Source organism: Paenibacillus sp. GM2 (assembly GCF_900069005.2).
Classification (GTDB): Bacteria; Bacillota; Bacilli; order Paenibacillales; family Paenibacillaceae; genus Fontibacillus.
Map to the genome: position 1 here is coordinate 307,065 of NZ_LN831278.1, position 25,371 is coordinate 332,435.

General features: G+C 47.0%; 18 protein-coding genes. 10 read left to right on the forward strand and 8 right to left on the reverse strand.

All coding sequences use genetic code 11. The features are described 5' to 3' along the window. Positions 1 to 69 precede the first annotated feature (69 nt). Entirely contained in the window at positions 70 to 684 is a 615-nt protein-coding gene (locus tag BN1360_RS08125) for a hypothetical protein (RefSeq protein WP_068779372.1), read from the reverse strand. Between the two features lie 306 nt (positions 685 to 990). On the opposite strand from BN1360_RS08125, the gene pyk reads away from it, so the two are divergent. Next, positions 991 to 2,406 (forward strand): pyruvate kinase, encoded by a 1,416-nt coding sequence (pyk, locus tag BN1360_RS08130; protein ID WP_068779373.1) that lies wholly within the window; start codon positions 991 to 993, stop codon positions 2,404 to 2,406. Positions 2,407 to 2,474: 68 nt separating this feature from the next. Here pyk and BN1360_RS08135 read toward each other — a convergent pair whose 3' ends face one another. Both BN1360_RS08135 and BN1360_RS08140 read right to left on the reverse strand, forming a co-directional pair. Next, complete coding sequence (locus BN1360_RS08135; RefSeq protein WP_068779374.1) at positions 2,475 to 7,004, reverse strand: collagen binding domain-containing protein; 4,530 nt, start codon at positions 7,002 to 7,004, stop codon at positions 2,475 to 2,477. Positions 7,005 to 7,315: 311 nt separating this feature from the next. Further along, complete coding sequence (locus tag BN1360_RS08140; protein WP_229520919.1) at positions 7,316 to 8,446, reverse strand: response regulator; 1,131 nt, start codon at positions 8,444 to 8,446, stop codon at positions 7,316 to 7,318. 232 nt (positions 8,447 to 8,678) lie between these two features. On the opposite strand from BN1360_RS08140, the gene BN1360_RS08145 reads away from it, so the two are divergent. After that, complete coding sequence (locus BN1360_RS08145) at positions 8,679 to 10,067, forward strand: aldehyde dehydrogenase (protein WP_068779375.1); 1,389 nt, start codon at positions 8,679 to 8,681, stop codon at positions 10,065 to 10,067. 78 nt (positions 10,068 to 10,145) lie between these two features. Here the strand turns inward: BN1360_RS08145 and BN1360_RS08150 are convergent, their stop codons facing one another. The 5 genes from BN1360_RS08150 to BN1360_RS08170 form a co-directional block, all read right to left on the reverse strand. Next, a complete protein-coding gene (locus BN1360_RS08150) occupies positions 10,146 to 11,624 on the reverse strand; it encodes a GerAB/ArcD/ProY family transporter (protein WP_069188307.1) in 1,479 nt (492 codons plus the stop codon). A gap of 3 nt (positions 11,625 to 11,627) precedes the next feature. Continuing rightward, positions 11,628 to 11,876, reverse strand: coding sequence for a hypothetical protein (locus BN1360_RS08155; protein WP_068779376.1), 249 nt, complete (start codon positions 11,874 to 11,876; stop codon positions 11,628 to 11,630). Between the two features lie 6 nt (positions 11,877 to 11,882). After that, positions 11,883 to 13,085 carry a Ger(x)C family spore germination protein gene (locus BN1360_RS08160; protein ID WP_068779377.1) on the reverse strand — a complete coding sequence of 401 codons (1,203 nt, stop codon included), beginning with the start codon at positions 13,083 to 13,085 and terminating at the stop codon, positions 11,883 to 11,885. A gap of 21 nt (positions 13,086 to 13,106) precedes the next feature. Further along, complete coding sequence (locus BN1360_RS08165) at positions 13,107 to 14,753, reverse strand: spore germination protein (RefSeq protein ID WP_082789992.1); 1,647 nt, start codon at positions 14,751 to 14,753, stop codon at positions 13,107 to 13,109. Positions 14,754 to 15,617: 864 nt separating this feature from the next. Further along, complete coding sequence (locus BN1360_RS08170; protein WP_068779378.1) at positions 15,618 to 16,667, reverse strand: SIS domain-containing protein; 1,050 nt, start codon at positions 16,665 to 16,667, stop codon at positions 15,618 to 15,620. A 253-nt stretch (positions 16,668 to 16,920) separates the two neighbouring features. On the opposite strand from BN1360_RS08170, the gene nagA reads away from it, so the two are divergent. From nagA to BN1360_RS08210, 8 genes are all read left to right on the forward strand, one after another. Then, a complete protein-coding gene (gene nagA / locus BN1360_RS08175) occupies positions 16,921 to 18,132 on the forward strand; it encodes an N-acetylglucosamine-6-phosphate deacetylase (RefSeq protein WP_068779379.1) in 1,212 nt (403 codons plus the stop codon). A 50-nt stretch (positions 18,133 to 18,182) separates the two neighbouring features. Beyond that, a complete protein-coding gene (locus tag BN1360_RS08180) occupies positions 18,183 to 19,142 on the forward strand; it encodes an ROK family protein (RefSeq protein ID WP_069188308.1) in 960 nt (319 codons plus the stop codon). 53 nt (positions 19,143 to 19,195) lie between these two features. Continuing rightward, positions 19,196 to 20,062 carry a class II fructose-1,6-bisphosphate aldolase gene (fba, locus tag BN1360_RS08185; protein ID WP_068779380.1) on the forward strand — a complete coding sequence of 289 codons (867 nt, stop codon included), beginning with the start codon at positions 19,196 to 19,198 and terminating at the stop codon, positions 20,060 to 20,062. Continuing rightward, complete coding sequence (locus BN1360_RS08190; RefSeq protein ID WP_082789978.1) at positions 20,026 to 20,988, forward strand: 1-phosphofructokinase family hexose kinase; 963 nt, start codon at positions 20,026 to 20,028, stop codon at positions 20,986 to 20,988. Before fba ends, BN1360_RS08190 begins: the two co-directional genes overlap by 37 nt. An 84-nt stretch (positions 20,989 to 21,072) precedes the next feature. Further along, positions 21,073 to 21,876 carry a DeoR/GlpR family DNA-binding transcription regulator gene (locus tag BN1360_RS08195; RefSeq protein ID WP_068779382.1) on the forward strand — a complete coding sequence of 268 codons (804 nt, stop codon included), beginning with the start codon at positions 21,073 to 21,075 and terminating at the stop codon, positions 21,874 to 21,876. 371 nt (positions 21,877 to 22,247) lie between these two features. After that, the gene (locus tag BN1360_RS08200) at positions 22,248 to 23,138 is read left to right on the forward strand and encodes an aldo/keto reductase (protein WP_068779383.1); all 891 of its coding nucleotides are present in this window, start codon (positions 22,248 to 22,250) and stop codon (positions 23,136 to 23,138) included. Positions 23,139 to 23,450: 312 nt separating this feature from the next. After that, complete coding sequence (locus tag BN1360_RS08205) at positions 23,451 to 24,866, forward strand: helix-turn-helix domain-containing protein (protein ID WP_068779384.1); 1,416 nt, start codon at positions 23,451 to 23,453, stop codon at positions 24,864 to 24,866. A 201-nt stretch (positions 24,867 to 25,067) separates the two neighbouring features. Further along, positions 25,068 to 25,253 carry an aspartyl-phosphate phosphatase Spo0E family protein gene (locus BN1360_RS08210; RefSeq protein WP_068779385.1) on the forward strand — a complete coding sequence of 62 codons (186 nt, stop codon included), beginning with the start codon at positions 25,068 to 25,070 and terminating at the stop codon, positions 25,251 to 25,253. Positions 25,254 to 25,371: the final 118 nt, after the last annotated feature.

The window sequence follows — 25,371 nt, forward strand, 5'->3', positions numbered from 1 at the left end:
GCATCTAACACGAAGTGAAGCAGGAAGTGACCCGGCATCGAATCTTGAATTCAGCCGGGCCTAAGCTGATCAATAAGGATTTTCCACCGCTTCAATTATTTCAGCGATAACTTCATTTTCCTTCGAGTTGTGTTTACTGCGGGTCTGCCATACCGTTATTTCTTGCTTTATTTCTTTAGGGTCTTTATAGCTTAGATTGTACGCGATCTTCGAGATGATTGAGCTGCGATGTTTCTTGTCAGTCATTCCAGTCAATGTATCGAGAAATTCACTTTTATGATTTAAGAATAACTCTCCTACAATTGCTGCATATTGTTCACTTGCTGCCCCATCCAAATTCGTTGTAGCTAATACCAGATTTGAATAGTGCTCGGGCTTAATTAAAGCAAGATGATTATATAAATACTCCAGTGTTTCTATAACAAGCGGATACTCGCTATTTCGAAGCTCCCCATAGACCTTCCAATCCACATTTGCGATTTGCAGCATCATGTCATTGACCTTTTGCTCATCTGCAGCCTCTTCTTGATATGCAGCATACAGAGAATTCTCCACGTTGTAAGAAATGGCAGGAGTATCGGTTTGTTGAATTGCGTCCTTGCTATGATTCGAACAGGAGGCAAGTAGTGCGCTTATAGACAGTAAGAGGCAGCAGCCAACGAAGGTAATCCTTTTTATCCTCATGATTTTCTCCTTATTATATAGTGCAGTTTTTACATACCATATTATTCCACATATTATATTATGATCTTACTTTTTAGTCATCTCAAATCATTCTTGAACTGCAGTGGGATAGAATAGGGGGCCGTTCTTTAGGCAACTCTAATATTAGAAAATTCAGAAAATAGGGAGATAAATGTCGGAACCCTGAAATAGAGAATTTACAGCAAGAATTATGTTGAAAAAGGGCCGATTTACAGCACCTAGAGGGCGGAATGAAGCTAGGCATAAGGCTGACTTTTTGTATAACTTCTAAAAGGGAGATCGATGATGCTAAGAACAAAAATTGTTTGTACGTTAGGACCTGCTTGCGAATCGCCGGAAACGTTAAAAGAAATGATTCGTGCAGGAATGACGGTAGGACGGCTGAACATGGCCCACGGAGACTTCGAGGAGCATGCGGGGCGCATCCGCAATATACGACAGGCAGCTCAGGAGACGAATACATATATTCCGCTAATGCTGGATATTAAAGGGCCGGAGATACGCATCGGCAAGTTGCGAGAGCCATCCTGTCAGCTTGTCGCTGGTGAGGAGTTGACGTTGACAACGGAAGTGATCCAAGGGGATAACCGACGAATTTCAGTGAATTATCCGGACATGACGGATGTGGTTCAAGTGGGTGATCGTATCCTGATTGATGATGGTTTGATTGAACTTCATGTCGCTTCTGTAGAAGGAACTGAAATCCACTGTAAGATCATTAATGGCGGTACACTTAAGCCCACAAAGGGAGTGAACCTGCCTGGGGTGAAGACGACATTACCGGGTGTAACGGAGCGGGATATTCGCCATATTCATTTTGGATTGGAGCAGAAAATTGAGATCATCGCTGTGTCATTCGTAAGAAATGGCGATGATATCCGGAAGGTTCGGGCTATTCTTCAAGAGAATAACGCTGGACATGTACAGATTATATCCAAGATCGAGAACAACGAAGGGATCGACGATATAGATGATATTATCGAGGCCTCGGATGGAATTATGGTGGCTCGCGGAGATCTCGGTGTAGAGGTTCCGATTGAAGATGTGCCCATCATGCAGCGAGATATTATTGAAAAATGCAATCTAGTGGGCAAACCGGTTATTGTGGCTACGCAAATGCTGGATTCGATGCAATCAAATCCACGACCGACCCGGGCCGAAGTGAGCGACGTCTTTAATGCGGTCCTGCAAGGAGCGGATGTCGTTATGCTCTCGGGCGAATCAGCAGCAGGCAAATATCCGGTGCAATCGGTAAACACGATGGCAGCTGTAGCGCGCAAAGCCGAATCGGTTATTGATTACCGCAGCCAGTTCATTAAGCGGCGTCTGCGCCATACCAAGACGATCACCGAGGTGATTAGTCAGAGTGCAGTTAGCGCATCCCTGGAACTGGAGGCGAAGGTGATCATTACTTCTACCGAGAGCGGCTATACAGCTCAGATGGTGTCCAAATATCGGCCTAAAGCCCCGATTTTGGCGATTACGCATCATCCGCATGTGCTGGTCAAGCTCTGCTTGCTCTCCGGGGTGTTCCCCTATTTAAGTGAGAAGGTTTTTACTACGGACGAAATGTTTCAAACGGTGACCGAACATGCCCTGAAAACCGGATTTGTACAAACGGGGGATACTGTCGTCTTGTCAGCAGGGCTGCCTTTAGGCCAGGCAGGAACAACAAATCTAATTCAGATTCAGGAAGTATAGAGATCAAAAGAACCAGCGCCCTTGCGGCTGCTGGTTCTTTTCCTTTTTAGGCATAGTGCCTGCTATTCTTATTTATGCTGCAATTGTCTCTTTCGCAAGAAATACAGAACCACACCAAGTGCTATTAGGGCCAGACCCGTCAATTGGATAGGGAGAAGACTGGATTCACCCGTCTTAGGAAGCATCTTCCCGGAGTTCCCTTTCGTTGACGCCCCGTCCGCACTAGGCAGGACATCGACGTCTACTGCATATTCCACTTCGTTGCCTAGCGCATCTGCGACCTTGATCTTAAAGGAGTCCGGGCCTGTGTAGCCTTTATCCGGCGTGTACACCCAATTTCCTTTGGCGTCCACCGTAACTTTACCATTTTTAGGTTTCTCGCTAATTTTCGGCGTGCTGTTCTTAGGAACTTCAATCTTTCCTTTGATTGGCGTCTTATTTGTAGCTGGCACCTTATCCGTTGGCTTAGTTGTCTTCTCAGGTTCAGGCTTAGGCTCCTCGGTTCCCGGCTTTGGTCCTTCCGGCTCGGTTGGATCCGGAGTCTCACCAGGATCCACTTCCTTGTCCGGATCTACTGAAGGCTCAGGATTCGGATTTACTGGAGGAGTACCGCCACCGCCACCACCGCCATTTCCGCCACCGGTGGATGGGATTCTTTGATTTGTCTTTTCTAGGAACACAGTTTCAATCTGTTTATCCGTAATTTCAAATGGTACTGGTGTCTTATCCAAGAGGTACCCTGCTGGTGCTTTAACTTCGATGAACTGATATTTATTCGGCTTCAGGTCCTCCAAGAGAAGTTCCCCGTTCTTGTCCGTAATCAATTTGGACTCGTCAATGTCGGCAACTTTTTGATATAAATAGTTCCCTTCCGGATCAAAGAGAATCGATTGCTCCCATAACTCAAACACAGCGCCCTGAAGCTTAAGGTTTTTGCCTGAGTCATATTTGGTTAACTTAACGGAGCGGTCGTTCTCCTTATTTTCAATCGTCTGGGTTGTCTCTGGCTGAATGATCGATACCGCAGTCTCGGCCTGTTCAATGACAAAGCCGTCGGCCTTGGTCTCGATCAGCGTATAGCTGCCGTATTTCAGATTCTCAAACACAAGGAGTCCGTTCTCATTGGTTACCCCTTGACCCACAAGCGCATCCGAGCTGTCACGAAGCTCGAATTCGACGCCTTCAATGGCCGACTGATCTTTGGCATTCACCTTGGTTACGATCAGTTTCCCGTTGGAACCCCATTCGTTGGTTTTCTCTAGTATTTTAATTGAGGTTTGATTCTCCACGATATCGAAGGTGACAGGTGTCGAATCTAATTCATAAAATTCCGGAGCCTTGGTTTCAATCAGTTGATATTTCCCTGGCTCCAAATCACCTTTAGCAATCTTTCCGCTATCATCCGTTTCTAAAACATCGATAGGAGTACCATTTGGAAAAGTGCTAGTGATTTGATTTAATACGAATTTTGCCCCTTTTAAGGTTTTGCCCGGATCTGCCTGGTCTACCTTTGTTAATTCGAACCCTTGACGAATAATTTCATTAATAACCGTAAATGGCTCGTCAGAGTCTTTGAAGTAGATTGTTTTCCCGGCAGCATATTCCGTGTCTTTAATATAACCGCTAGGGGTGGAAACCTCTTTTAATATATAAGGCAATCCATCTGTGCTGTTGAGTCGATAATTCCTGGATGTCTCGGCTTGACCATTCTCATTAGTAGTAAGTGTCTCAAGCAAAGTAGTTCCCGATGCGTTCCATAACTCGAATACAACCTCTTTAATGGGATGGTTCAAATCATCCAGCTTCAGAACCTTCAGTTTCCCTGTACCGGTGGAGGCGCCACCACCTGCTCCGGCGAGAGAGACTTTAATCCCTTCTACATTTCCCTCACCGATCACTGAGGCTGTTTTCCCGGAAAATTCAGCTTTATTTTTGATTCTCTGCCCACTATCCGCATTGATAAATGATTCATATTCGAGAATAAATGTGGTCCTTAATTCCTTCTTGAATGTGAGAGTAATGCTGTTGCCCTCAGCCTGCAGCTTAAAGAAGTCATTGTCGTTGTTGCCATCTTTATTAAGCTGAGCTCCTTTTGGTATATTACCCGAGTTGTTGGCAGGAAGGGCCGCTTCATACAGTTTTAGAGAATCTACTAATAAAATTTGGTTGTCAGATAAGGTATCGGTTAATTCGGAACCCGCTGGAATATAAGATTGGCTAGGGTTCAAAGTAACTGTCCACTGGGCTCTATCAGTTTTGCCGACTTGGGCTCCTGTTTTATAGAGCAGTTCCCCTCCGTGTTTAGGCGTTACCTTGCCATCCTGACTAAAGAGCTCCCGAGTTCCGTCAAATAGTACTGCATGATTGGAATACTCCCCTATAATATTGAAGTCGCCATCAAGACTCGTTTTGTACTTAATTTGATAGGCCACTTCGCCGATACCACCAAGCTTCAACTCGAAGCTTTTACGATCATCGGCTAATTTAAGCTCATAGTTTGTAACGGGATCGCCTAAGCTGATCTGATTATTTGCCGGATTTAGAGTGAGCTTATGAACCTCGAAGGAATTATCGATATACATCTGATCACCTTTTAAGGCGTCGGTGATGATCGCATCCTTCACATCAAATAGATTGTAGTTGGCAATAATCGTCCAAGTGATCGCTTTGTCCTTAGCGCTATATTCGCCTGTTTTTCTACCATTATTGTTGGTATAGTCCTCCGGTTTTACATAGGCTTCTTTTACAAGGCTTTTTTGGCCATTTAGATCTTTCCATGTCATTGTGGCTTTGTTTTTATAAAGCCCTTCTGCCGGTTTGCCCGCCTTAGGATCAAATGATGTTGCATAGGTGATGATAACTGGATCTTTGATCGTTTCTCCACTTTTTAGTTTGAGTGTAAATCCTTCACTATAATTTCCTGGTTCCAGCTCAAAGGCGGAAACCGCAAGCTTCTGGCCATCCACTCTGATGCTATCCTGGAGCAGCTTCATATGTCTGCCCGCGTAATCGTCCTGGATCTTGACTTCGGTCATTTCGAACTTATCCTCATTGAGAATGAGCTGCCATTCAATTTCCTTTTTGTTAAAATCCTCGCGTATTACGTTCTTTTTGAAAATCCGTTCATTAAGCCATTTATGATCTGATTTTGTTAGGGTTCCAAAAGTCACGGAGTTGTTGACATCTTGACCGCTGTATATACGCTCTGTGATTTCCGTCTGATATTCGATGACATAGGCCTCGGTGATTTCGTTATGGAACTCCAAAGTGAAGCCTGTTTCGAACCCGGAGGCGTCCTTCAGGATAACTAAATCGTATTCGCTAGCGTTGATTAGAGCATCACGAGTAGCGCTACCATTGCTATCAATGTTCACTTTGTACACATTCACTTTGTCATTAGCCAGTTTAAAGTGGACGCCGTTGGATGGTCCAAAAGAGTCCTCAAGAATCGGCTGGCTTATCTTCTGCTGGTTATAGTTGTATTCGATCGACCAATCGACGATCCACAGGGAGCCTCCGGAGGGGAGGTCCTTGCTTTCGGCCTTTCCCACTTTCTTATTCAGCGGTTCATTGAAGCTGATATATACGCTGCTTGGCATACCTTCCGAGTATCCATTATCTCCGGTAAGCGTGGCTGTGTTTTTGAATTCCCGGTTCTTAAAGTTTCCCTCTGTGGGAGCTTTAACGCTTGTCTTATACGTTACCTTATAGGCTTTATTGATATCCCCTAGATCGATAGGAAAGGCTGTTTCCGTTCTTACATGATTTGTTGGTTTTAAATCCCCATTTAAGAGAACTTCCATCTCGGTGATCGTAATGTTACCTTTGATCTCCAAGCCATCCCCAGGATTATCCGTGAGTTTGGCATCTTTGATCTCTTTCTCTGCCTGGTTGAACTCAATCGTCCACTCGATTTCATCGGAGTTAAAATTGTGTTTGTTGGCGACGCCTGATTTCTTGAGCATATTCATGGCGCTGTTGGCGAAATTGACCGTAATATCTTGCTGTCCGACTGAACTGAAGTCAATCTTATGCTGCAGACTTTCTCCAAGCTTGGATTGATCAAAAGACAGCCATACGAAAAATTGCCCATGCAGCTGTTGTCCACGAATTTGATCATTAAATGTAAAGGTGACTTGCTTGTTCTCAGAAACAACGTATTTCCCAACACCTCCGGTCAAGTCTCCCTTTAGCTCATACGGTATAGCGAACTCTTCAGGAAGATAAAAGCTGTAGGTCGATCCATCATCATAGGCATGCCGATCATCCGGCAAGGACCAGTCATAGATAATCGCTACTTCATCGGAAGGTTTAGGCCGAATATTCTGAATTTCTTCACCTTGTACTGTGATTGAACCGTCATTTTCAATAAGGGGTTGTTGGTTGTAAATTTTAACCCCTGTAATCAGATTCTCTGTAATCTCAACTCCGGTGCCAAGGAGCGCGGTCTTGCCATACACATCATCTGTCACACTCTCTTGATTAACTATTACATCTTCGGTTTCGCCCTCAGCGCGAGTAATGGAAGAAGGGAGTACGATGTTGAGCAGTAGAATCATAGCTAGAAATAAAAATAATGGTCGTTTGAACTTCTTCATGACTAAGTGATTTCACCTCTCCTTAATTTGTAGGTTCTGACTCATGCTAAGGCTAAGTATCTCGATAATTTCACAATCTACCTCCCTTACCGGACCCGTCTCCCAGTAAGCAGCAGAGACGATCTTCGTGGATTAAGCCTACAGGAAATGAGGTACCCCAAAACAATGTCGATTCAGGTCGATACTTATCCAAGCTACTATAAGATAGGTCACTGAATATTTTCTAAATATCGGCTTTATATAAAAAAACAAGAGCGATATGCTTCCCGCCAGGGAAGCATATCGCTCTAATTCAAATCCATTTGCTATATTCATCTGCTATATTTCGAATACCAATCGATTAGCGCTTGGCTCGGGGCAACATCGAATTCATCCTGCAGCCTGTCGGTGAGCATCTGGAACAGCTTCCTGACTTCAACCGGATGATTTAATGTCGAATAGATTTGCATCAGTCCAAAATATCCATCCTCCATATGGGGCAATTTATCTATGATTCGCTGATATAATGATATCGCTTCATTATACATGGACCGCTGCAAGTAAAACTCTGCGATCTGTTTAATATGAGCCAGCCAGACTAAGCGAAGACGTTCCTGCTCGTATTCGGCCCATACATAGCGATGATCGGCGAGATAATCCCCTTTGTACAGTCCCATAATTAATAAATGCTGATCCAGAGTCTCGGCTGTGACTGGCGGAGCTTGACTGACCTGGGCTTCCCAGACCTCAACATCCAGTCGCTGGTTCCCGAGCAACAGACTGTACCCGCTATCCTTGTACTTAATCTCAAGCTCAATCCGGGCTTCCTTAAGCACCTTGCGAATCTGATAGATTGCTGTATGTAGTTGCGCAGTTGACTTCTCAATATCGTATTCGGGCCATAGCAAGTCGATCAAGTCTTGCTTGGACACGGTCTTATCATGGTGATAGAGCAAATAAGCGAATAACTCCGGTGCTTTTAAGGTTCTCCAGGCAAAATGCTGCGTTGCCCCATTAGCGTCAATGTAATGGATACTCTGCAAGCAATTAAGCTGGGTCGACCCGACGTTTTTTGCGTCAGCGGAGACCTGTAAGGAAGAGGCTATACGTTGTAGGGTGATAACTAGTCTGTCCTGGTTCACAGGCTTCAGCAAATAGTCGAGCGCGTTGATCTCAAATGCCTTCAAGGCATATTCCTGAAAAGCGGTAGTAAATACGATTTGAATATGCGGCTGGATATTCAGCAGTTGATTAGCCAATTCAAAGCCATCGATCTCCGGCATTTCAATATCCAGGAAAGCCAGCTGCAGAACTTGCCGTTGGGCTGTTTCGAGCGCTTCGTGGGGATTCATATAGGAACCGATAATCTCTATATTCTGGACCACGGTCTGTTCCTTCAGCAACTTCTCCATTTTAAGTATAGCAAGGCTTTCATCGTCTACGATAATTACCTTCATTCCCATCTCTCTCTCCCTGCACCTCCGGTCCATGTTCCCTTCATTCTAACAAGCGCATGTCCGTATGTCCAAAGCAGATTGCGAAGGCAGGCCATTCGCTCTACCTATTCATACGTTGTACCTACCTTATTCGCTGAATATATTCATGCGTCTGAGCCGCCGGTTTGAAAGGATTGCCCCTGTAGTACAAATCGGTGTATGGTTAGTAATAAGAGATAATGAAGGGGCAGTGAGCAAAATGGCAGAGTTAGATCCTGATACGATTAGACAATGGCTTAAGCAGCAGAAGAGCAGCATTAACGGGGGAAAGACCGGATCGCTGGAGTTCAGGCTACAGCAGCTGCGGGCGTTGAAGCGGTCTGTTCAGCAGCATGAGCGCGAGATTATTCAAGCGTTGCATCAGGATTTGCACAAGCCGGAGTTCGAGGCTTATTCGACGGAAATCGGGTACCTCTATGACAGTATCGGATATGTAATGAAGCACCTGCATCACTGGATGAAGCCGGAGCGTGTCCGCAACCCGCTCGTTCATTTGGGTTCACGAAGCTATATATATTCAGAGCCGTATGGCTCGGCCTTAATCATCGGACCGTTCAATTATCCGTTCATGCTGGTGATGGACCCGCTAGTTGGGGCGATTGCCGCCGGGAATTGCGCGGTCGTCAAGCCTTCGGAATTTACGCCGCATGTCTCGGCGGTCATCTCCAAATTGATTGGCGAGTGCTTTGATGAGTCCTATGTACGGGTCATTCAGGGGGGACAAGAGACTACTTCTACATTGCTGCAGGCTCCCTTTGATATGATCTTCTTCACGGGAAGCGTACGGGTCGGCAAGATTGTGATGAAGGCCGCCGCTGAGCATCTCACCCCGGTTGTATTGGAGCTTGGAGGCAAAAGCCCGTGTATTGTCGATAAGAACGTAAATCTGGATGTAGCGGCACAGAGAATCGTATGGGGCAAATATCTAAACACAGGGCAAACCTGCGTAGCCCCTGACTACGTGCTTGTTCATAAGGATGTCCGTGCAGAGCTGATTGCGAAGATGAAGACATGTATCACTTCCTTCTACGGAACGGAGCCGCAGCGGAGTCCTGATTATGGACGTATCGTCAACCTTGCCCATTGGGAGCGTTTGAACGGGCTGCTGGAAGGGGCTGTCATCGCAGCTGGCGGACAGACGGACCGGGGTGATCTGTATATTTCGCCGACGCTGATTGAGCAAGTGGACTGGAGCGATAAGGTGATGGAGGATGAGATATTCGGGCCGGTCCTGCCGGTGCTGGAGTACCATAATCTGGACCAGGTAATTGAGGCGGTGAACTCCAGGCCAAAGCCGCTGGCTTTGTATTTGTTCACGAATGATAAACAGATTGAACAACGGATAATGAGTACGGTATCCTTTGGCGGGGGTTGTGTGAATGATACGATTATGCACTTGGTCAGTCCCTATCTCCCATTCGGGGGAGTGGGTTCTTCCGGGATGGGAGCCTATCATGGGCGACATAGCTTCGATGCCTTCTCGCATAAGAAGAGCGTGCTGGGCAGGTCGACATGGATGAATCCAAGCTTCCTGTTCCCGCCTTACAATGATAAAAAATTAGGACTTGTAAAGAGGTTCCTGAAGTAACAGAAGCGGCCGTTTGCCTGAACCAACCGGGTAAACGGCCACTTTTGCTCTATAAGTCTGCGAGTGGAAAAGGTTGAGCTAATTCGACAAGTCCGATAAATCCGAGGATTTGGACGAATTGGAGGAACCTGAATCTGATGAATTTGACGAGTCTGATGAATCTGAAGGCTTTGATCCATTCGAAGAGTCGCCTGATGCATTCGCTGTGTTTGAAGAGTCTGACGCCTTCGATGCATTCGATGGCTTGGATGAACCCGGTGAGTCAGACGATCCAGATGATCCGGACGAGTTCGACAAATCCAATGAGAGAGCTATACCGGTTCCCGAGATGACGGACGAACCCGTCGAACCCGATGAATTCGATGAGCCTTGTGAATTGGACGCACCCGATGAGCCTTGTGTCTCGAATGAATTCGATGGGCCCGATGAGTTGGACGGCGATGCAGCGGCTCCTTTTGCTCCCATATTACGAATCATATGGGTCATCAGCATGATGAATGGCAGGAACACGGATACGGCCACTGTATAGGATATCCATGTCGTACTGTCCCAGCTTTGCTGGTAGGAGACATTGGGGTAGATTATCTCCGACAAGCTCACCAGAATCATTCCCAGCGGCATGACCAGAGGACGGTAGTCCCGCAGGTTAAATATATAAGTCAGACCAAGGGCCGAGAAATATAAATAGATGGAGACTCTGAAGAACAATGTCGTATACCACATGATCCCCATAATAACCTCGATCCGCTGCAGGAAATTGCCGATGTTTATTTTTTGCGCTAACAGATAGCTCGGATACATACTGCTGGAGATAATATTCGGTCCAAAAACGAGCAATCCCAGAGCAACGATCAGGGTGATTGCCAATCCCCCGATAATACTGCCTATAAGCAGAGCCCGCCGCGCCTCCGTAGGCTGCTTAACTGCGGATGAGTGAATCATAAGCAAGGAAATATGCGGCAGCAAGACGGTTGCCAGAAAATCCAGCGAGGCAGGCCAGATCGGTCTCATTCCATTCTCCATCAGCGGAAGAATATTCTCCGTCTGAGTCTGATTCAGGATCAGTATAACGAATGAGATGAAGAGGACGATGAATGGGAAGAACATCAGCTCAGAGGAACGGGCGAGGGTCTCGACCCCAAGTCTCACACCCATGATGATGACAACAATAAACAGGATGTTGATAGCCTGTGTTGGTGTTTCTGGCATGATCTGTGTCGTCACAAAATTACCGGTAAAATAGAGCGCGGGGGATGGACCCGTCAGAAATAATGTTATTACTACCAGTAAAGCGAGCGTTTTGCCCAGCCATTTACCAAATAGAGTCTCCATGATCTGCACCAGGTTTAGTTTGGGATAAAACTTCGTCAATAAATTATACATGGACAGTATTGCGATTCCGAGGCTCAGTCCAACCAGGCAAGCAATCCACGCATCCTGCTTCGCTATGGAAGTCACGCTGGAGGGGACGATAAGTATGCCGCTGCCTATGGTGAAGAAGGTGGTTAAGGTCGTCAACTGCCGCGAAGATATGTTGGCTTGGCTGTATTTGTTCATATTTCACCTCTCCGTCTGAATTAGCCCAATATTCTCTAGCAGATGATTGAGCGGATCGAGGATGAATGTCAGCGCTTTAAGCGGCGTAGGGACATTCTGTAACACATTTGCGATGACATTCATGGTGATGCCAATGAGCAAGAGAATGGAGAACACCCACAGCTCTTTGGTATATTTGCTCTTAACTAATGAGGGGACATCAAACCGTATGATCAGGCTGGTCACCCCAAGAATGATTACACTGTAGAGCATGGCTGATTACTCCTTCATGTTTTTCAGAAAAGAATCCTTGGTTGTACCAAGTCGTTGTATTTTGACAGATACCTTGATGTTTACAGGCAGGGTACGGAAGTATCGTTCATCCCAGTCATGTCTTAGTTCCTTCCATGCCCGCGGATTAGAACGGTGGACAACTTCTCCGAAGCCGAAGATATCCGCGCCAAAATTTTGCTGAACCGTATGAATAGAATCTTCCATAATTGATTTAATCCGTTCGTTAAGCAGGTGTTCAATCATTTCGATTGTCTCGACATTTAGCAGATTCAGATTCTTGCACTCCACATCCGCGATATTTCCACTGATTTTCACATCAATATCGATTTGCGGCTTGCCTTGTATCACTTTGCCGTGAGATTTGGTCTTGGAGTTGATAACCTCGAAGGAGAGTTTGCCTCCGTCCGGGCATTTAGCGTGTTCCATTGTATTTTTGATATTGCCGCGGATGAAATTGTAGCCCTTGCTCTGGTCCTCCGTTAGCCAGCCCACTACCTTATCGCGTTTAAATGCGGCGATCCCTGTGAATTTCAGCTGGGTTGGCGTATCGATTCCTTCAATATTTTGCTTCTTCGCACCGATCTCGGGATCGCCTAGAATGCGAATTCCGGGGAGTACGGGTTGTTTGCCGTCACTAAGCAGATCGCTGATCATCTCGTTTAACGTTTCTGTCAGGCTGGGAGCCCAGGTTTGCTCCGAAGTCTCCAATGAGGCGAACAATTTATTCGCGGGAATCTTCTGCAAGGGAGTCATAATCTTGAGCGCGTCCTCTGCGGAAGCATTTTTTACGACTGCTAAATAGAAGTCAGTTCTCAACTCATGGTCCCGCAGCAGGAAATCGAGCGCTTCGGCAACGCCGGTGTCCGCCAAGGATTGTCCAAGCAGCGCCATTCTGAGTTGCGAGACATATATTTTCCGCGGACTAATGTTGCTGATTCTACGGATAGCCTCAGAGACCGTATGCCCTTTGGCTGTATATAGGGTGGCCGGGGATTCGCCCCCTCCTTTGCCACTGGATACCTCGCTGGGATTCACGACCTGAACAGATACCTGGTATCCATCTCCGTCCTTGTCCAGTCCAAGTCCAACAGCGATGGCAAGTTCATTTAATTCGCGGCGGTTCCAGCATCCTGTCAAAAGTGTAGACGCCATGAGAAGCAGGAACAGGCAAGCTGTAAATCTCTTCATAGCCTTGGTCGGGCCACCTTTCTATCTTGGCTTCGGAGGATTCTGTCCCGAACCGGGAGTCTCCCGTTGAATATTCTTCTGATTAATAAGCCGTGGACGCTTAATCATAAAGCGATGCGGGAAGCGCAAGAGAGTATCCTTGTTGTCGCTAGGAATCATCGGCCCGAATGGTGTCATATAAGGAACGCCAAAGGTGCGCAGGCTGCATAGATGAAGAATTATCGTTGTACATCCGACAAATATGCCCACCAGCCCGAATGAAGCTGCCAATCCCATGAGAGGGAAGCGCAGCATGCGGAAGGCAATGGACATGTTATAGGAAGGCAGTACAAAGCTGGAGATCGCCGTAAGGGACACAACGATGACCATAGCAGCGGAGATAAATCCGGCTTGAACTGCCGCTTGACCTATAACCAGCGTGCCCACAATCGAGACTGCTGCTCCGATATATTTAGGCATCCGTACGCCGGCCTCGCGCAGGATCTCGAAGGTGAGCTCCATCATAAGCGCTTCGATAAATGCCGGAAAAGGTACCGCTTCCCGCTGTGCAGCCAAGCTCATTAATAATTGGGTCGGAATCATCTCTTGATGAAAAGTCGTCACTGCAATATAGAAGGACGGGCTCAACAGAGAGATAACGAGGCCTACATACCTTAAAATCCGGATGAAGCTGCTGATATCTGCCCGCTGGTAATAATCCTCCGCCGCATGCATGAAGGAGACGAAGGGCGCCGGTACGGCAAGCACAATCGGCGTACCATCAACTAAGATGGCGATTTTCCCCTCCAGTAACTCGGCGGCAATGACATCAGGCCGTTCCGTGTAATAGACAGTTGGAAAAGGCGTTAGTGTCTCATCTTGAATCAATTCTTCGATATAACCGCTCTCAAGGATCGAATCGATGTTGATATTGTCCAGTCGGGAATGAACTTCCTGTACGATCTGCTCGCTAACGAGACCTTTAATGTACATAATGGCTACATCGGTCCGTGAGACATGGCCAATTTGCCGCGATTCCAGCCAAAGCGAGGGGTCCTTGATTCTACGCCGCACCAGCGCAGTGTTGGTGCGCAGCGATTCGGAGAACCCTTCGCGCGATCCGCGGACGACATTCTCCGAAGAGGTCTCGGTCACACCGCGGTCTCTCCAACCGCGGATGCTTGCTGCAATCACAGACGTTTCTCCATCTATGAACAGAATAGCGTCCCCGGACATCAGAGAGTGGAACAGGGTATTGAAATCTGACAGGTCATGAATGTCGCTGAAAGTGAGCGCACGATCTTTAATGAGCTGGATCACATTAGAAGTATCCATTTTCTTGTTATCAAGCTGGGCCAGCATATTCCCTTCCGGCTGCATTAACGGTTCCATAATGAAGTCATTTACGACAGAGCCGTCGCATAACCCGTCGATGAATAGAACGGCAATGAGCCGGTCATTAGCCAGGCCAAGAGGGAATTTCCTAATAATCAGATCAGTGCTGTTTCCAAGCGTCGTTTCAATATACTTGATGTTTTTTTCGAGACTTTTATCGATTGGCGGGAGCTTGGAATCCAGGTCCGTTTCTATTTCATGATCTGACTCGGATTGCTGGCTTGTCTGTTGGTTACTTTGTTGCTTCCCCTGCTGGTTCTGCTGTTGGTTTTGTTGTTGCTGTACCGGTTGCATCTTGTCATTAACATTACCGCTATTATTGTTGCCACTGCCGCTGGGGGTGGCGTTGTTATTATCGTTGTTATCGCCGCCACTACTGTCATTGTTTCCGTTACTGTTGTTACTATCGCTGCTGTTGCTGTCATTGTCATTGCTATTTTTATTGCGATTACTTTCGCTGCTGGTATTATTGCTGTCATTGCCAGTTCCGCTATTATCACCGCTTGGATGGCTGAGGCTGCCCCCATTTAGATCCCCGTTGCTATTGCTGTCATTATCGCCCTTCTTTTCACTGGCTTTATTATTTTCATCCTTATTGTCATTGCGGCTTGTATGGTTTTGATGATTTCTATCGTTAGTATTTCCATTGTTTTGCTTCTTTTCATAGTTTTCATTTGCGGGCTTGTTCTGCCGCTGATGCTGCGTATCCTGCGATGCGGGATTGGCTTGAGCTTCTTGGGTATCCTGCCCATTCTCTGCTTCCATGATATCCAGTGTTTGTTGGTTGCCTTGGGCATCCTCCATTTGTTGATGACCCTGACCCGGGCTATCCCCTTTTGCATTTTCCGTTGCCGAATCCCCTTGATGGTTCTGTTTCTCCGGAGTCTTAACAGCCTCTTGCATACCCGGCGATTCGGCCGATTTCTGCTCATCTGCTGCGGAGGACGAATTGATTTGACGAAGGCTTTTTCTTTTACGCATGCGCACGGCTGTTCACCCTCTTACGTTATATTAGCAATCATTATTGCCAATGAGAGTGACCTGTAAACTATAGTTCAAGAGTGATCATATGCCCGGAAAAATAAAAAGCAGGCCCTGGGAATTCCCATCCCCGGCCTGCTTCTTTGCATATTAAATTTTCCTCGGAAATTCGTTCAATTATAGCTTAACCCAGGCAACCAGCCCATCTGGCTGATCGGGATCGATACCTAACTGTTCGGCTTTACTCAGGGCCACAATCTGCGGGATGAAGATGAATGGAATACCGCGCGCCGCTGGATCGAGCCTGTTCTCGGAGACGACGGCAAGGTCAACATATTCCGAAGGAATGACCTCTGCCTGGTCTGCGAAAGCGATAATTTTTGCACCTCGGTTCTTAATATCGCGCATGAGCTTGCTCTGATGCTCCGCTCCTTGCTCGGAGAGTGCGGCGATTACCAAAGTGTCTTCCCCTACAGTAACCATCGGACCATGCCGTACATCAAGCAGATGGAAGGAATGAGCTTGAATCTTGGCAATCTCCGTCAAAGCGATAGCCCCTTCAGAAGCGAGGCCTTGCAGTTCTCCATCGGCCAATAGAACCGCGTTGGACCAGTTGAAATCGGCTGCGCTGCGTATGTTGTCCTCTACGGTGTTCATATAAGCTTCTCCCTGATGAATTGCGGTCTGAAGATCCTCAATTAGCTTTTCATCCTCGCCTAAGAACGCGCCAAGCAGCAGGTTAGCCATGTACAGATTGGTCACTGTCCGGGTCTGGCAGACACTATGGTCGAATGCCCAAGGCAGCTCCAAGGCAAAATTGGCCTGCTTTGAGAGCGGTGAATCGCTGACGCAGGATAAGGATAATACCGGAAGATTGCTGTCGCTGCCCTCACGAAGCAGACGAACGGCTTCGACAACTTCACTGGTGCTGCCGGAACGTGAAGGGGCGACGAGCAATGTATTTTTCAGCATAGGGCGATATTGCTCATAATTCAGCATGAGGTCGCCCCCGGCCAGTGCATAAGCAGGCAAGCCGGCCCGCAAGGTGACGGACATCGCAGCGGAGCGGCTAAGACAATAGCTTGAACCACAACCGACGAAGGTGATTGAAGTGATAGCCCGGGCTTGAACGAAGTCAATAATATGTTGTCTTTGGTTCATCATGTAGTCATAGGTTTGTTGCAGGGCAGCGTATTGCTGTTTGATTTCACTATAAGTCAAGCTCATAGCTTAAACCTCCTATAAATGAATTCGAATGATCATTCATATCGTATGAGGACAGTTTATATCAATAAAATGATTATTTCAATCAAAATAATATAAATTTATGATCATAAAGTTAAATATCCATCATAATATTCAATATAAACTCAATTTACGATCAAAAACATATTGATTTACTTCAAAAACAAGAATATTATAATCATAAAATGATTGAATCAATCAAAATATATGTCAATAATATGGGGAGGGTTCATCTATGAAGTCCAGCTCGATTCAAATTCATCACGCACGGATTCTTACGCCCCGTGGCTGGATTAATAACGGAAGTCTATTCATCAAGGATGGAGAGATTGTCGGCATAGATCAAGGCGATGGAAGTGGAGTCGAGAGCAGCGGACAAGTGGTCATCGCCGAAGAGCCATGGATACAGCTTGATGCGGGAGGAAGGATGCTGCTGCCTGGTTTCATCGATCTGCATGTACATGGCGGCGGAGGATATGACGTGATGAAGGGAAGCGCTGATGAGCTGTATGGGCTGTGTCGTTTCCATGCTTCGAGAGGCACTACTTCCTTATTGGCAACAACGTTGACCGCTTCGCATGAGGAGATCATCTCTGCACTGGAGGCAGCGGCCGTAGCGGTCCAGGATACTGAACGTGAGCCGGATGGCGCTCATCTTCTGGGAATTCATTTGGAAGGGCCATTTCTAAATCAGACAAGGTGCGGAGCCCAGAACCCGGATGATCTTCGTGAACCGTCTATTGAGGAATTTGAGAGCTTTTGGTCCGCTTCCCAGGGGCAGATCAAGCTGATGGCCATTGCTCCTGAGCTGCATTCTGCGGAGGAAGTGATTGTCCACGCGGTTAATAGAGGGGTCACGGTCTCGCTGGCTCATACGGATGCGGATTACCTGACGATGAAGAAGGCTGTGGAGTGGGGAGCGACGCAGGTCACGCATCTGTTCAATGGCATGCGCCCGCTGCATCATCGGGAACCCGGTGTTGCCGGGGCGGCGCTTATGTTGGATGAATTAGCGGTAGAGCTGATCTGCGATGGCCATCATGTTCATCCAGATTTAGTCAAATGGGTGTTCGACATTAAGCCAGAGGGCAAGGTGATCATGATTACGGACAGCATGTGCGCCGCCGGCTGCCCCAATGGAGAGTACTTGCTCGGCAAGCTCCCGGTATTGATGCACAACGGACAGGTTCATCTGAAGCTGGATGACGGATCTTTAGGAAGTTTGGCGGGAAGCTCGCTAACGATGATTGATGCGTTATCCAGAACTGCAGCCTTTACCGGCAAGGAGATTGCTGACATTGTTCCTGCGCTGACCCTTCATCCGGCTACCCAGATTGGCGTACAGGATCGGAAGGGAACGATCGAACTGGGCAAAGATGCAGACATCGTCATCATCGATGAGGAGTTCCAAATCTATCAGACCTATGTTCAAGGCCATCGGGTCTAGGATGCAACAAGCCGTTAGCAAATGAAGTGTTGAAGGGAGCGGAGTTCATCATGAGATACGCCATCGGAGTCGATGTCGGGGGAACCAACATCGTCTGTGGATTAGTTGCTGGGGACGGGAGCATCGTCGCCCAGCGGAAATACCCCACCGCCGTGCATGAGGGTCCTCAGGCCATTCTGGTGAAAATCGGCAAGTCGATTGAACAATTAATAGAAGAGGCCGGCATACCCGGAGAGCAATGTATCGCGGTGGGAATGGGAATTCCCGGACTGGTAGACCCGGTACAGGGCGTCAGTATGAGAGCGGTCAATCTGAATTGGCGTGACATTCCTGTCGCTGCCAGGTTAAGCGAGCTTATCGGCAAGCCGGTTTATATCGATAATGATGTGCGCATGTATGTCTACGGGGAAGCGGTAGCTGGAGCAGGCAGAGGTTATGACTATGTATACGGGGTTACGATCGGTACAGGATTGGCTTCGGCTTTTGTGCAGAACGGTAGCTTGTATTATGGACATCGTTATATCTCCGGGGAGATCGGGCATGTGCCTGTAGAGCATGTGGATTTCCCGTGCAACTGCGGCCGGATAGGCTGCCTGGAGACGATTGTGTCGGCGACTGGCATCGCCAGACAGGCGCGGGACCGGATTGCCAAGGGAGAGGCGAGCCTGCTTCAGGAATGGTTCCCCGATCCGAAGGACATATCGGCGAGCGCTGTATCCCAAGCCAGCAATGCCGGCGATGCCCTGGCTCAGGATGTTCTGGCCCAGACGGGCAGGACATTTGCCAAGGCATTGGCCTGGGCTGTGCCGTTGCTCTCGCCGGATGCCATCGTGATTGGCGGAGGCGGAGCACTGGCTGGTGAAGCGTTATTTGCCCCGATAAGACAGGAGCTCGATCGTCTGCTGCTTCAGGATTATATCGGTCAGTTTGTCATTAAGCCGGCTGAGCTGAATGACCATGCCGGCATTATCGGAAGTGCTCTATGGGCGCTTAACCGCAATAACGTCTAGGCCTAATCACATCAATACAAACCAATTCAATCATATATTTAGGAGGACTTATTATGTCACTTATTTCATCTACTTCCATGCTTCAGCAAGCGAGAGAGAACGGTTATGCGATTACCGCTTTTAATGTTCATACTTTGGAAATGCTGCAGGCTGTTGTCGAGGCTGCCAACGAGACCAATTCTCCCTTGATTATTCAATCAACGGTAGGGACGGTTAAGCATTTAGGACCTGAGTATATTGCAGCTGCAGCTAAGGTTGCAGCGGATCAGACCGGCTTGCCTATCGCTCTGCACCTCGATCACTGCACGGATTTCGCCACCATTATTCAATGTATTCGGGCGGGTTATACCTCGGTAATGATCGATGCTTCGATGCTTCCTTTTGAAGAAAATATACAGCGTACGCTTAGTGTCATGGAGGTTGCTGCCGCAGCAGGTGTGAATGTGGAAGCTGAGCTTGGCAAGGTTGGCGGTGTAGAAGATGATATTGTTGTCGATGAGCGCGATGCAATGCTGGCTGATCCGGATGATTGCCAGCTGTTCATTGAACGGACGAAGGTGCTGACATTGGCGCCGGCAATCGGTACAGCGCATGGGATTTACAAAGGGGAGCCTAACATCGATTTTGAGAGAATTGCCAAGATTGCTGAGAAGGTAGAGGTACCTCTCGTACTTCATGGCGGATCAGGTATTCCGGCGGAGCAGGTACGCAAGGCAGTCTCACTTGGCATGTCCAAGATGAACGTAGCGACAGAACTGAGAATTGCGTTCTCGGATGCGATCAAGGAAGTTTTCGCTAAGTCCCCTGAAGAGAATGATCCTCGCAAATATATGGTTCCGGCAAAAGAAGCCGTGAAACGTCTGGCGATTGAGAAGATGGAATTATGCGGATGCATCGGCAAGGCGGGAACTTTGAAATGATCACCACGGTCACCTTGAATGCGGCGATTGACAAAACCTATTATGTCCCCTCGTTCATTCCTGGTGAAGTCCACCGGGTTGCCCGACAGGTTGCTGAACCGGGCGGGAAAGGAAATAATGTAGCCAAGGTGATACGGTTATTGGGCGGAGAGGTGACAGCATCGGGCCTTATCGCTGGCAACAATGGAGCATTTATTGAGACCGGGATGCAAGCTAGAGGAATTGATACAGCATTCATTGCTGCCACTGGGGAATCACGTATATGTCTAAATATTATGGATGAGGCTAATGGGCTCTCCACAGAGCTGCTGGAACAAGGCCCGGCGGTTGGACGGGGGCAAATCGCACAGCTCAAGCAAATTCTGCTTGAGCTGGCGAGAAAGTCAAGTATCGTTGTTCTATCGGGAAGCTTGCCCCCCGGTGCCCCGGCTGAGCTGTATGCGGAATTGATCGGTATTGTGAAGGAAGCCGGAGCGCGTGCATACCTGGATACAAGCGGGATTGCGCTTAGTGCCGGAATCGAGGCGAAGCCGCATTTCGTGAAGCCCAATGAGCATGAACTAGCTGTCTGGCTTGGTAAAGTGAACTTAACCGAAAATGAAACCATCGAAGCGGCTAAGACACTGTTCGATGAAGGGGTATCGCAGGTCTGTGTCACATTGGGGGAGCGAGGAACGATTGCCGTTATCGACGGGCAAGTATTCCGCATTATTTCGCCTTCGATTCAGGCGGTGAATACAGTCGGCTGTGGAGATTCCTTTGTAGCTGGCATGGCATTCTCGGAGGCGCGCGGGGATGCCCCGATGGAGAGGCTGCGCATCGCAACGGCTGCGGCTGCGGCAAACGCAATGTCGGAGAAGGCGGGGCATATTGAGGATGATGTATTTAAGCAGTACCTTCAGCAAGTGAAGGTTAAGCCGTTGTAAGTTGCCGCTTGCATTCTTGTCCTTCATCCTCCAAAATTAGGTTAGAATTGTTGACGGACCATAAGTGTATTAGAGGAGAAGGCTATGGAAATTTCTAAGACCGGACTTCGCAGAGCGAAGATTCTGGAACTGATCAAAGTGAGCGGGAAAATATCGATCCAGGAAATCATCGAAGCCACAGGCTGCTCGGAAGCAACGGCCAGACGTGATCTTGACTCTCTGGAGAAATCGGGAGAGATCATCCGTACGATTGGCGGTGCTATCTATGATGGAGACCGTACGATGGCTTCCGAGGTGTCCTTTGCTGATAAGCGCTTCTCCCATCTTCAGGATAAGGAACGAATTGCCCAAATGGCGGCTTCATTAGTTGAGGAAGGCGATGTAATCGGTCTTACCGGTGGCACGACGACGTTCTTAATCGCCAAGGAACTGAAGAAGCATCGCAATATTACGATTGTTACCAATGCGGTTAATATCGCTGCCGAACTGGTTGATGCGGAAGAGATTCAAGTGGTCGTGACAGGCGGAGTTATGCGCACGAAGAGCTATGAATTAATCGGGCCGCTGGCTGAGAGTGTAGTTGGCAAAATCAACATTACGAAGATGTTCCTTGGTGTAGATGGGGTATCTCGGGAGCACGGATTTACGATGCATTCCGAGATGGAGTCGCGGATCGCCCAGCAGCTTATTGAACGCTCCAGTCAGGTTTTCGCAGTGTTTGATGACAGCAAGCTTCAGAAATCGGCTTTGTTTACGATTATTCAGCTATGCCAAGTTTCCGGGGTCATTACAAATCGGCTGCCAGAGGGATGGAGCATGCCTGAATGCATGGATCGCCAGATTGAGGTTTATATCGCAGCAAGTGAAACACAGCTTGGCCGAGGCTAACGGAACCATAGATCGTTATTTCCACACTAACTGCCGCATTTCAAATCTAGCGAAACGTTATATCGTTATTTGACAGAAATATAGCCTTTTAACAGCTAATTATCTTCAATAGCGATACCTGGTTTCGTTAATTTTTTTTAGCACCTACTATTGGCTAAATAACGTTACCCAGTTTCGTTAGAGTGTGAAAATAGAAGCAACGGGATTGCCAATAGGCAATCCTGTTTTGCTTGCGGGGATTATCCTGTCTAAATGTATAGAAATAGACGTGATTTTCTAAACTACAGATATAGAAAAATAAGGTTATTTGCGGTATGATCCAGTAGAGTCGATATGCTCTGGAAAATCGGTATTCACTCAGGAGGGGTAATATGAAATATCGTACACTTGGTAAGACAGGATTGGACGTATCCGTCATCGGCATCGGAACCTGGCAATTCGGTGGAGAATGGGGAATTCAATTTACTCAGGATGAGGTGGATGCGATTCTCGATAAAGGCCAGGAGCTTGGGATTAATCTGATTGATACGGCGGAGTGCTATGGCGACCATTTGTCGGAAACCTTTATTGGCCATTATATCGGCCGACGTAAGCGTGAGGATTGGGTGATTGCTACGAAGTTCGGACATCGCTTCCACGAGCGCTTTACCCGTACAGATGTATTCGATGCCGCCGGTGTTCTCAAGCAGCTCGATGCTTCTCTAAAAGCATTAAATACAGATTATGTAGATTTGTATCAGTTCCATTCGGGTCCGGATCAGGTGTTCGATAATGATGATCTATGGACGATGCTGGACAAGCAAGTACAGGCCGGTAAAGTGCGTCATTTGGGCACCTCGATCGGCAGCAATGACAATCTGCATCAGACTGAACAATCCACCAAAGTAAATTCGCAAGTGATTCAGGTCGTATATAACCGCTTGGATCGGAAACCGGAAGAGCGTGTTTTCCCGTCCTGCGAGAAGCAGAATTTGGGCGTGCTTGCACGTGTACCGTTGGCCAGCGGTTATTTGAGCGGGAAGTACAAGCCAGGTGCTGTGTTCGATAATACGGACGTACGTCATCGCCATGATCCGGACAACACTCGCCGTAAGCTGGAAGAGGTAGAAGAAATTCGTCGCAATGAGGTTCCTCAGGGTGTTGATATGGCACAGTGGGCATTGGCCTGGTGTCTTAAGAATCCGGTCGTATCTGCCGTAATTCCGGGCTGCAAAAACCCGGCGCAGGTGGAGTCCAACGCTGCGGCAGCTGAGCTCCTCTAGCGCCGCGTTTGATCCGAACTGAATCAAAATGGGCTCACGCTGGAATGCGGACTCGTTGAACCACGGAGTTTACAAGAATCGGTGTGATCGTTGTAATGACGTGGCATCGGTTCTTTTGTTATTTTAATAGAGAGCAAGCTTTTTTCGACAATAAAAAACAGACAAAAACCTTTAATATTTGGGAAAAATTGACGAAAACGTGATTTTTTTAATTGACCGATGTCAAAATTAGCCTTAATATTAAATTATAGTTTTTTTTCAATATTATGGATTTATGGCTAGGCATTACTTCCATAAGGGGGTGAATCCTTTTTGATTTCCACCGTCACGATTCGCGCAGAATTAGAAAGTTACATCAAGAAGGAGGGGATAACACTTCATCAATTTGCTGAGCTATCCGGAATTAATGTGGGTACCCTAAGCGGAATCATCAACGGGAACAGATCGATATCGATTGGACAATTGGATCTGATTACCAATGTTATGAACCTTCCGGAGGGCAGCTTTTATGAGATGTACGTGGATGAGAGCTTTGCTTCGACCGCTCCTCATTGGCGTAGATTACGTCCCTTTTTGCTTCGTTGCGCGGAGCTTCGGAGACATGATTGTATTCAAAAGGTGCTTGAACTCCTCATTGAAGATATTAAGCAGGTGGCAGGCATTTTTGAAACGGCGGAAATCATGTTTGAACAAGGTCTGAAAGAGGCAGCTATTCTTCTTTATGTTTGTGTGATCGAGAGTGAAAGGTCAAGTCATAGCGAACGTCTAGCTATCAGTTACTTCAGGTTGTTTCAAATCTATCAAAAGGATAACCACAGGAATTTTACTGCTGCTGCCCAATTTATTCCTTACCGCCACAGACTACCGGAGGCGCTGGTTCTTGATGGATTAGTCATGCTGGTAGAATTGTACTATGTGAATAAAGATTGGGAGGAAGTCGAGAAGTATACGGATGAATTATGTAACCTGACGGAGATTTTTTATACCAAGCGTCGTTGGGAGAAGCCGGATTTCAAGCCTTCCCGATCATTGGTTTATTATTATGGTATAGGCTATCTCTATAAGGGTGCCTGTTATGAGTTTCGAAGAATGTTTACTGAATCCAGAAAGTGGATTGCTAAATACGCTGATCTTAGTTGGTTCGAAAGCTCGGATCAGAATATGGCGGTAGATGTAGAAAGATACAAAATGTTCGCACGTGCTAATTTGCTCTCTATAGATGTAAAGGAAGGGAAGGTATCGAGAATCCCTGAATACATTCAATTCTTGAAGGAGAATCCAAGCGAGGTATTGGAAGGATTGATTACCTTGCTGGAATCAGCAAATAGGCATAAGTTTTTCGTGGACGAGCATCTGCAGCAGTTTTCGGATGAGATTAAGTTTTTCCTCCACATTAGTAAACAAAGTCAGGAGGATAGTAACTCCCGAGAGTTTGTTTACAAAGAACAAGTTCATACATTCCGCTGTTCCTTATTTTTTCAGAAATATGCGATTTACTGTTTTCGGAAAAAGATGCTGTCTGAGGGCATCAAGAATACCCTGGATAGCCTGAAGTACTCTATTCAGATTAACAGTAAGAGCATGATGGCGAACAGCATGATATTATATGAATTCTACAGAGACTACACAACTGAGGAGCAACAAAAAGCTTATATTAAACTATGTGAGGAGGCGTGGGACAATGAAGAAGAGTTTAGTATGGATGACTATGCACATTCTCTCCGTTAGCGTTGTTGTTGGAGGGGTTATCACAACGTTCACTCATGGCGCTGGTTACTAGGATTAATGTTGGATTATAAGAAGAATCGGCTCAGCTTGAGCCGATTCTTTATTTTTTTAACCATAAATGGAATTTTTTATTGTATGCACAAACGATCAATATGCATTATTTAGCAACACACCCTAAAATATAACATAGGGTGATTGACAGTGATTAGAAGAGAGACTATAAGTACTATTATTGAGCAGGAACGAGAGGAATTAAACCGGCTGGCAGCGCAATATGGTTTGTTGGACAAGCGTGTGCTTGAACAATCTATAGAACTCGATGAATTGATAAATAAATATAATAAGGTTAGGTATTATGACTCTCAGAAGAAGAAGCCGATTGCTTGAGCGAAATGGCTTCTTTTTTGTTTTGTCAGGAATGCGAACCTGCAGAAGTTTCTATACATTTTGCATTGGGCAGAATATTAAAGTGTATGTTCAGGAACGTTCAACTTGGCTCTAAGGA

Bases quoted from the DNA above. Each gene is read 5' to 3' on its own strand.
- BN1360_RS08195 (WP_068779382.1), top strand. From the start codon at position 21,073: ATGGAAATTTCTAAGACCGGACTTCGCAGAGCGAAGATTCTGGAACTG.
- BN1360_RS08150 (WP_069188307.1), bottom strand. From the start codon at position 11,624: ATGAACAAATACAGCCAAGCCAACATATCTTCGCGGCAGTTGACGACC.
- BN1360_RS08200 (WP_068779383.1), top strand. From the start codon at position 22,248: ATGAAATATCGTACACTTGGTAAGACAGGATTGGACGTATCCGTCATC.
- BN1360_RS08135 (WP_068779374.1), bottom strand. From the start codon at position 7,004: ATGAAGAAGTTCAAACGACCATTATTTTTATTTCTAGCTATGATTCTA.
- BN1360_RS08160 (WP_068779377.1), bottom strand. From the start codon at position 13,085: ATGAAGAGATTTACAGCTTGCCTGTTCCTGCTTCTCATGGCGTCTACA.
- BN1360_RS08190 (WP_082789978.1), top strand. From the start codon at position 20,026: ATGCGGATGCATCGGCAAGGCGGGAACTTTGAAATGATCACCACGGTC.
- BN1360_RS08170 (WP_068779378.1), bottom strand. From the start codon at position 16,667: ATGAGCTTGACTTATAGTGAAATCAAACAGCAATACGCTGCCCTGCAA.
- nagA (WP_068779379.1), top strand. From the start codon at position 16,921: ATGAAGTCCAGCTCGATTCAAATTCATCACGCACGGATTCTTACGCCC.
- BN1360_RS08140 (WP_229520919.1), bottom strand. From the start codon at position 8,446: ATGGGAATGAAGGTAATTATCGTAGACGATGAAAGCCTTGCTATACTT.
- BN1360_RS08125 (WP_068779372.1), bottom strand. From the start codon at position 684: ATGAGGATAAAAAGGATTACCTTCGTTGGCTGCTGCCTCTTACTGTCT.
- fba (WP_068779380.1), top strand. From the start codon at position 19,196: ATGTCACTTATTTCATCTACTTCCATGCTTCAGCAAGCGAGAGAGAAC.
- BN1360_RS08180 (WP_069188308.1), top strand. From the start codon at position 18,183: ATGAGATACGCCATCGGAGTCGATGTCGGGGGAACCAACATCGTCTGT.
- BN1360_RS08165 (WP_082789992.1), bottom strand. From the start codon at position 14,753: ATGCAACCGGTACAGCAACAACAAAACCAACAGCAGAACCAGCAGGGG.
- pyk (WP_068779373.1), top strand. From the start codon at position 991: ATGCTAAGAACAAAAATTGTTTGTACGTTAGGACCTGCTTGCGAATCG.
- BN1360_RS08145 (WP_068779375.1), top strand. From the start codon at position 8,679: ATGGCAGAGTTAGATCCTGATACGATTAGACAATGGCTTAAGCAGCAG.
- BN1360_RS08155 (WP_068779376.1), bottom strand. From the start codon at position 11,876: ATGCTCTACAGTGTAATCATTCTTGGGGTGACCAGCCTGATCATACGG.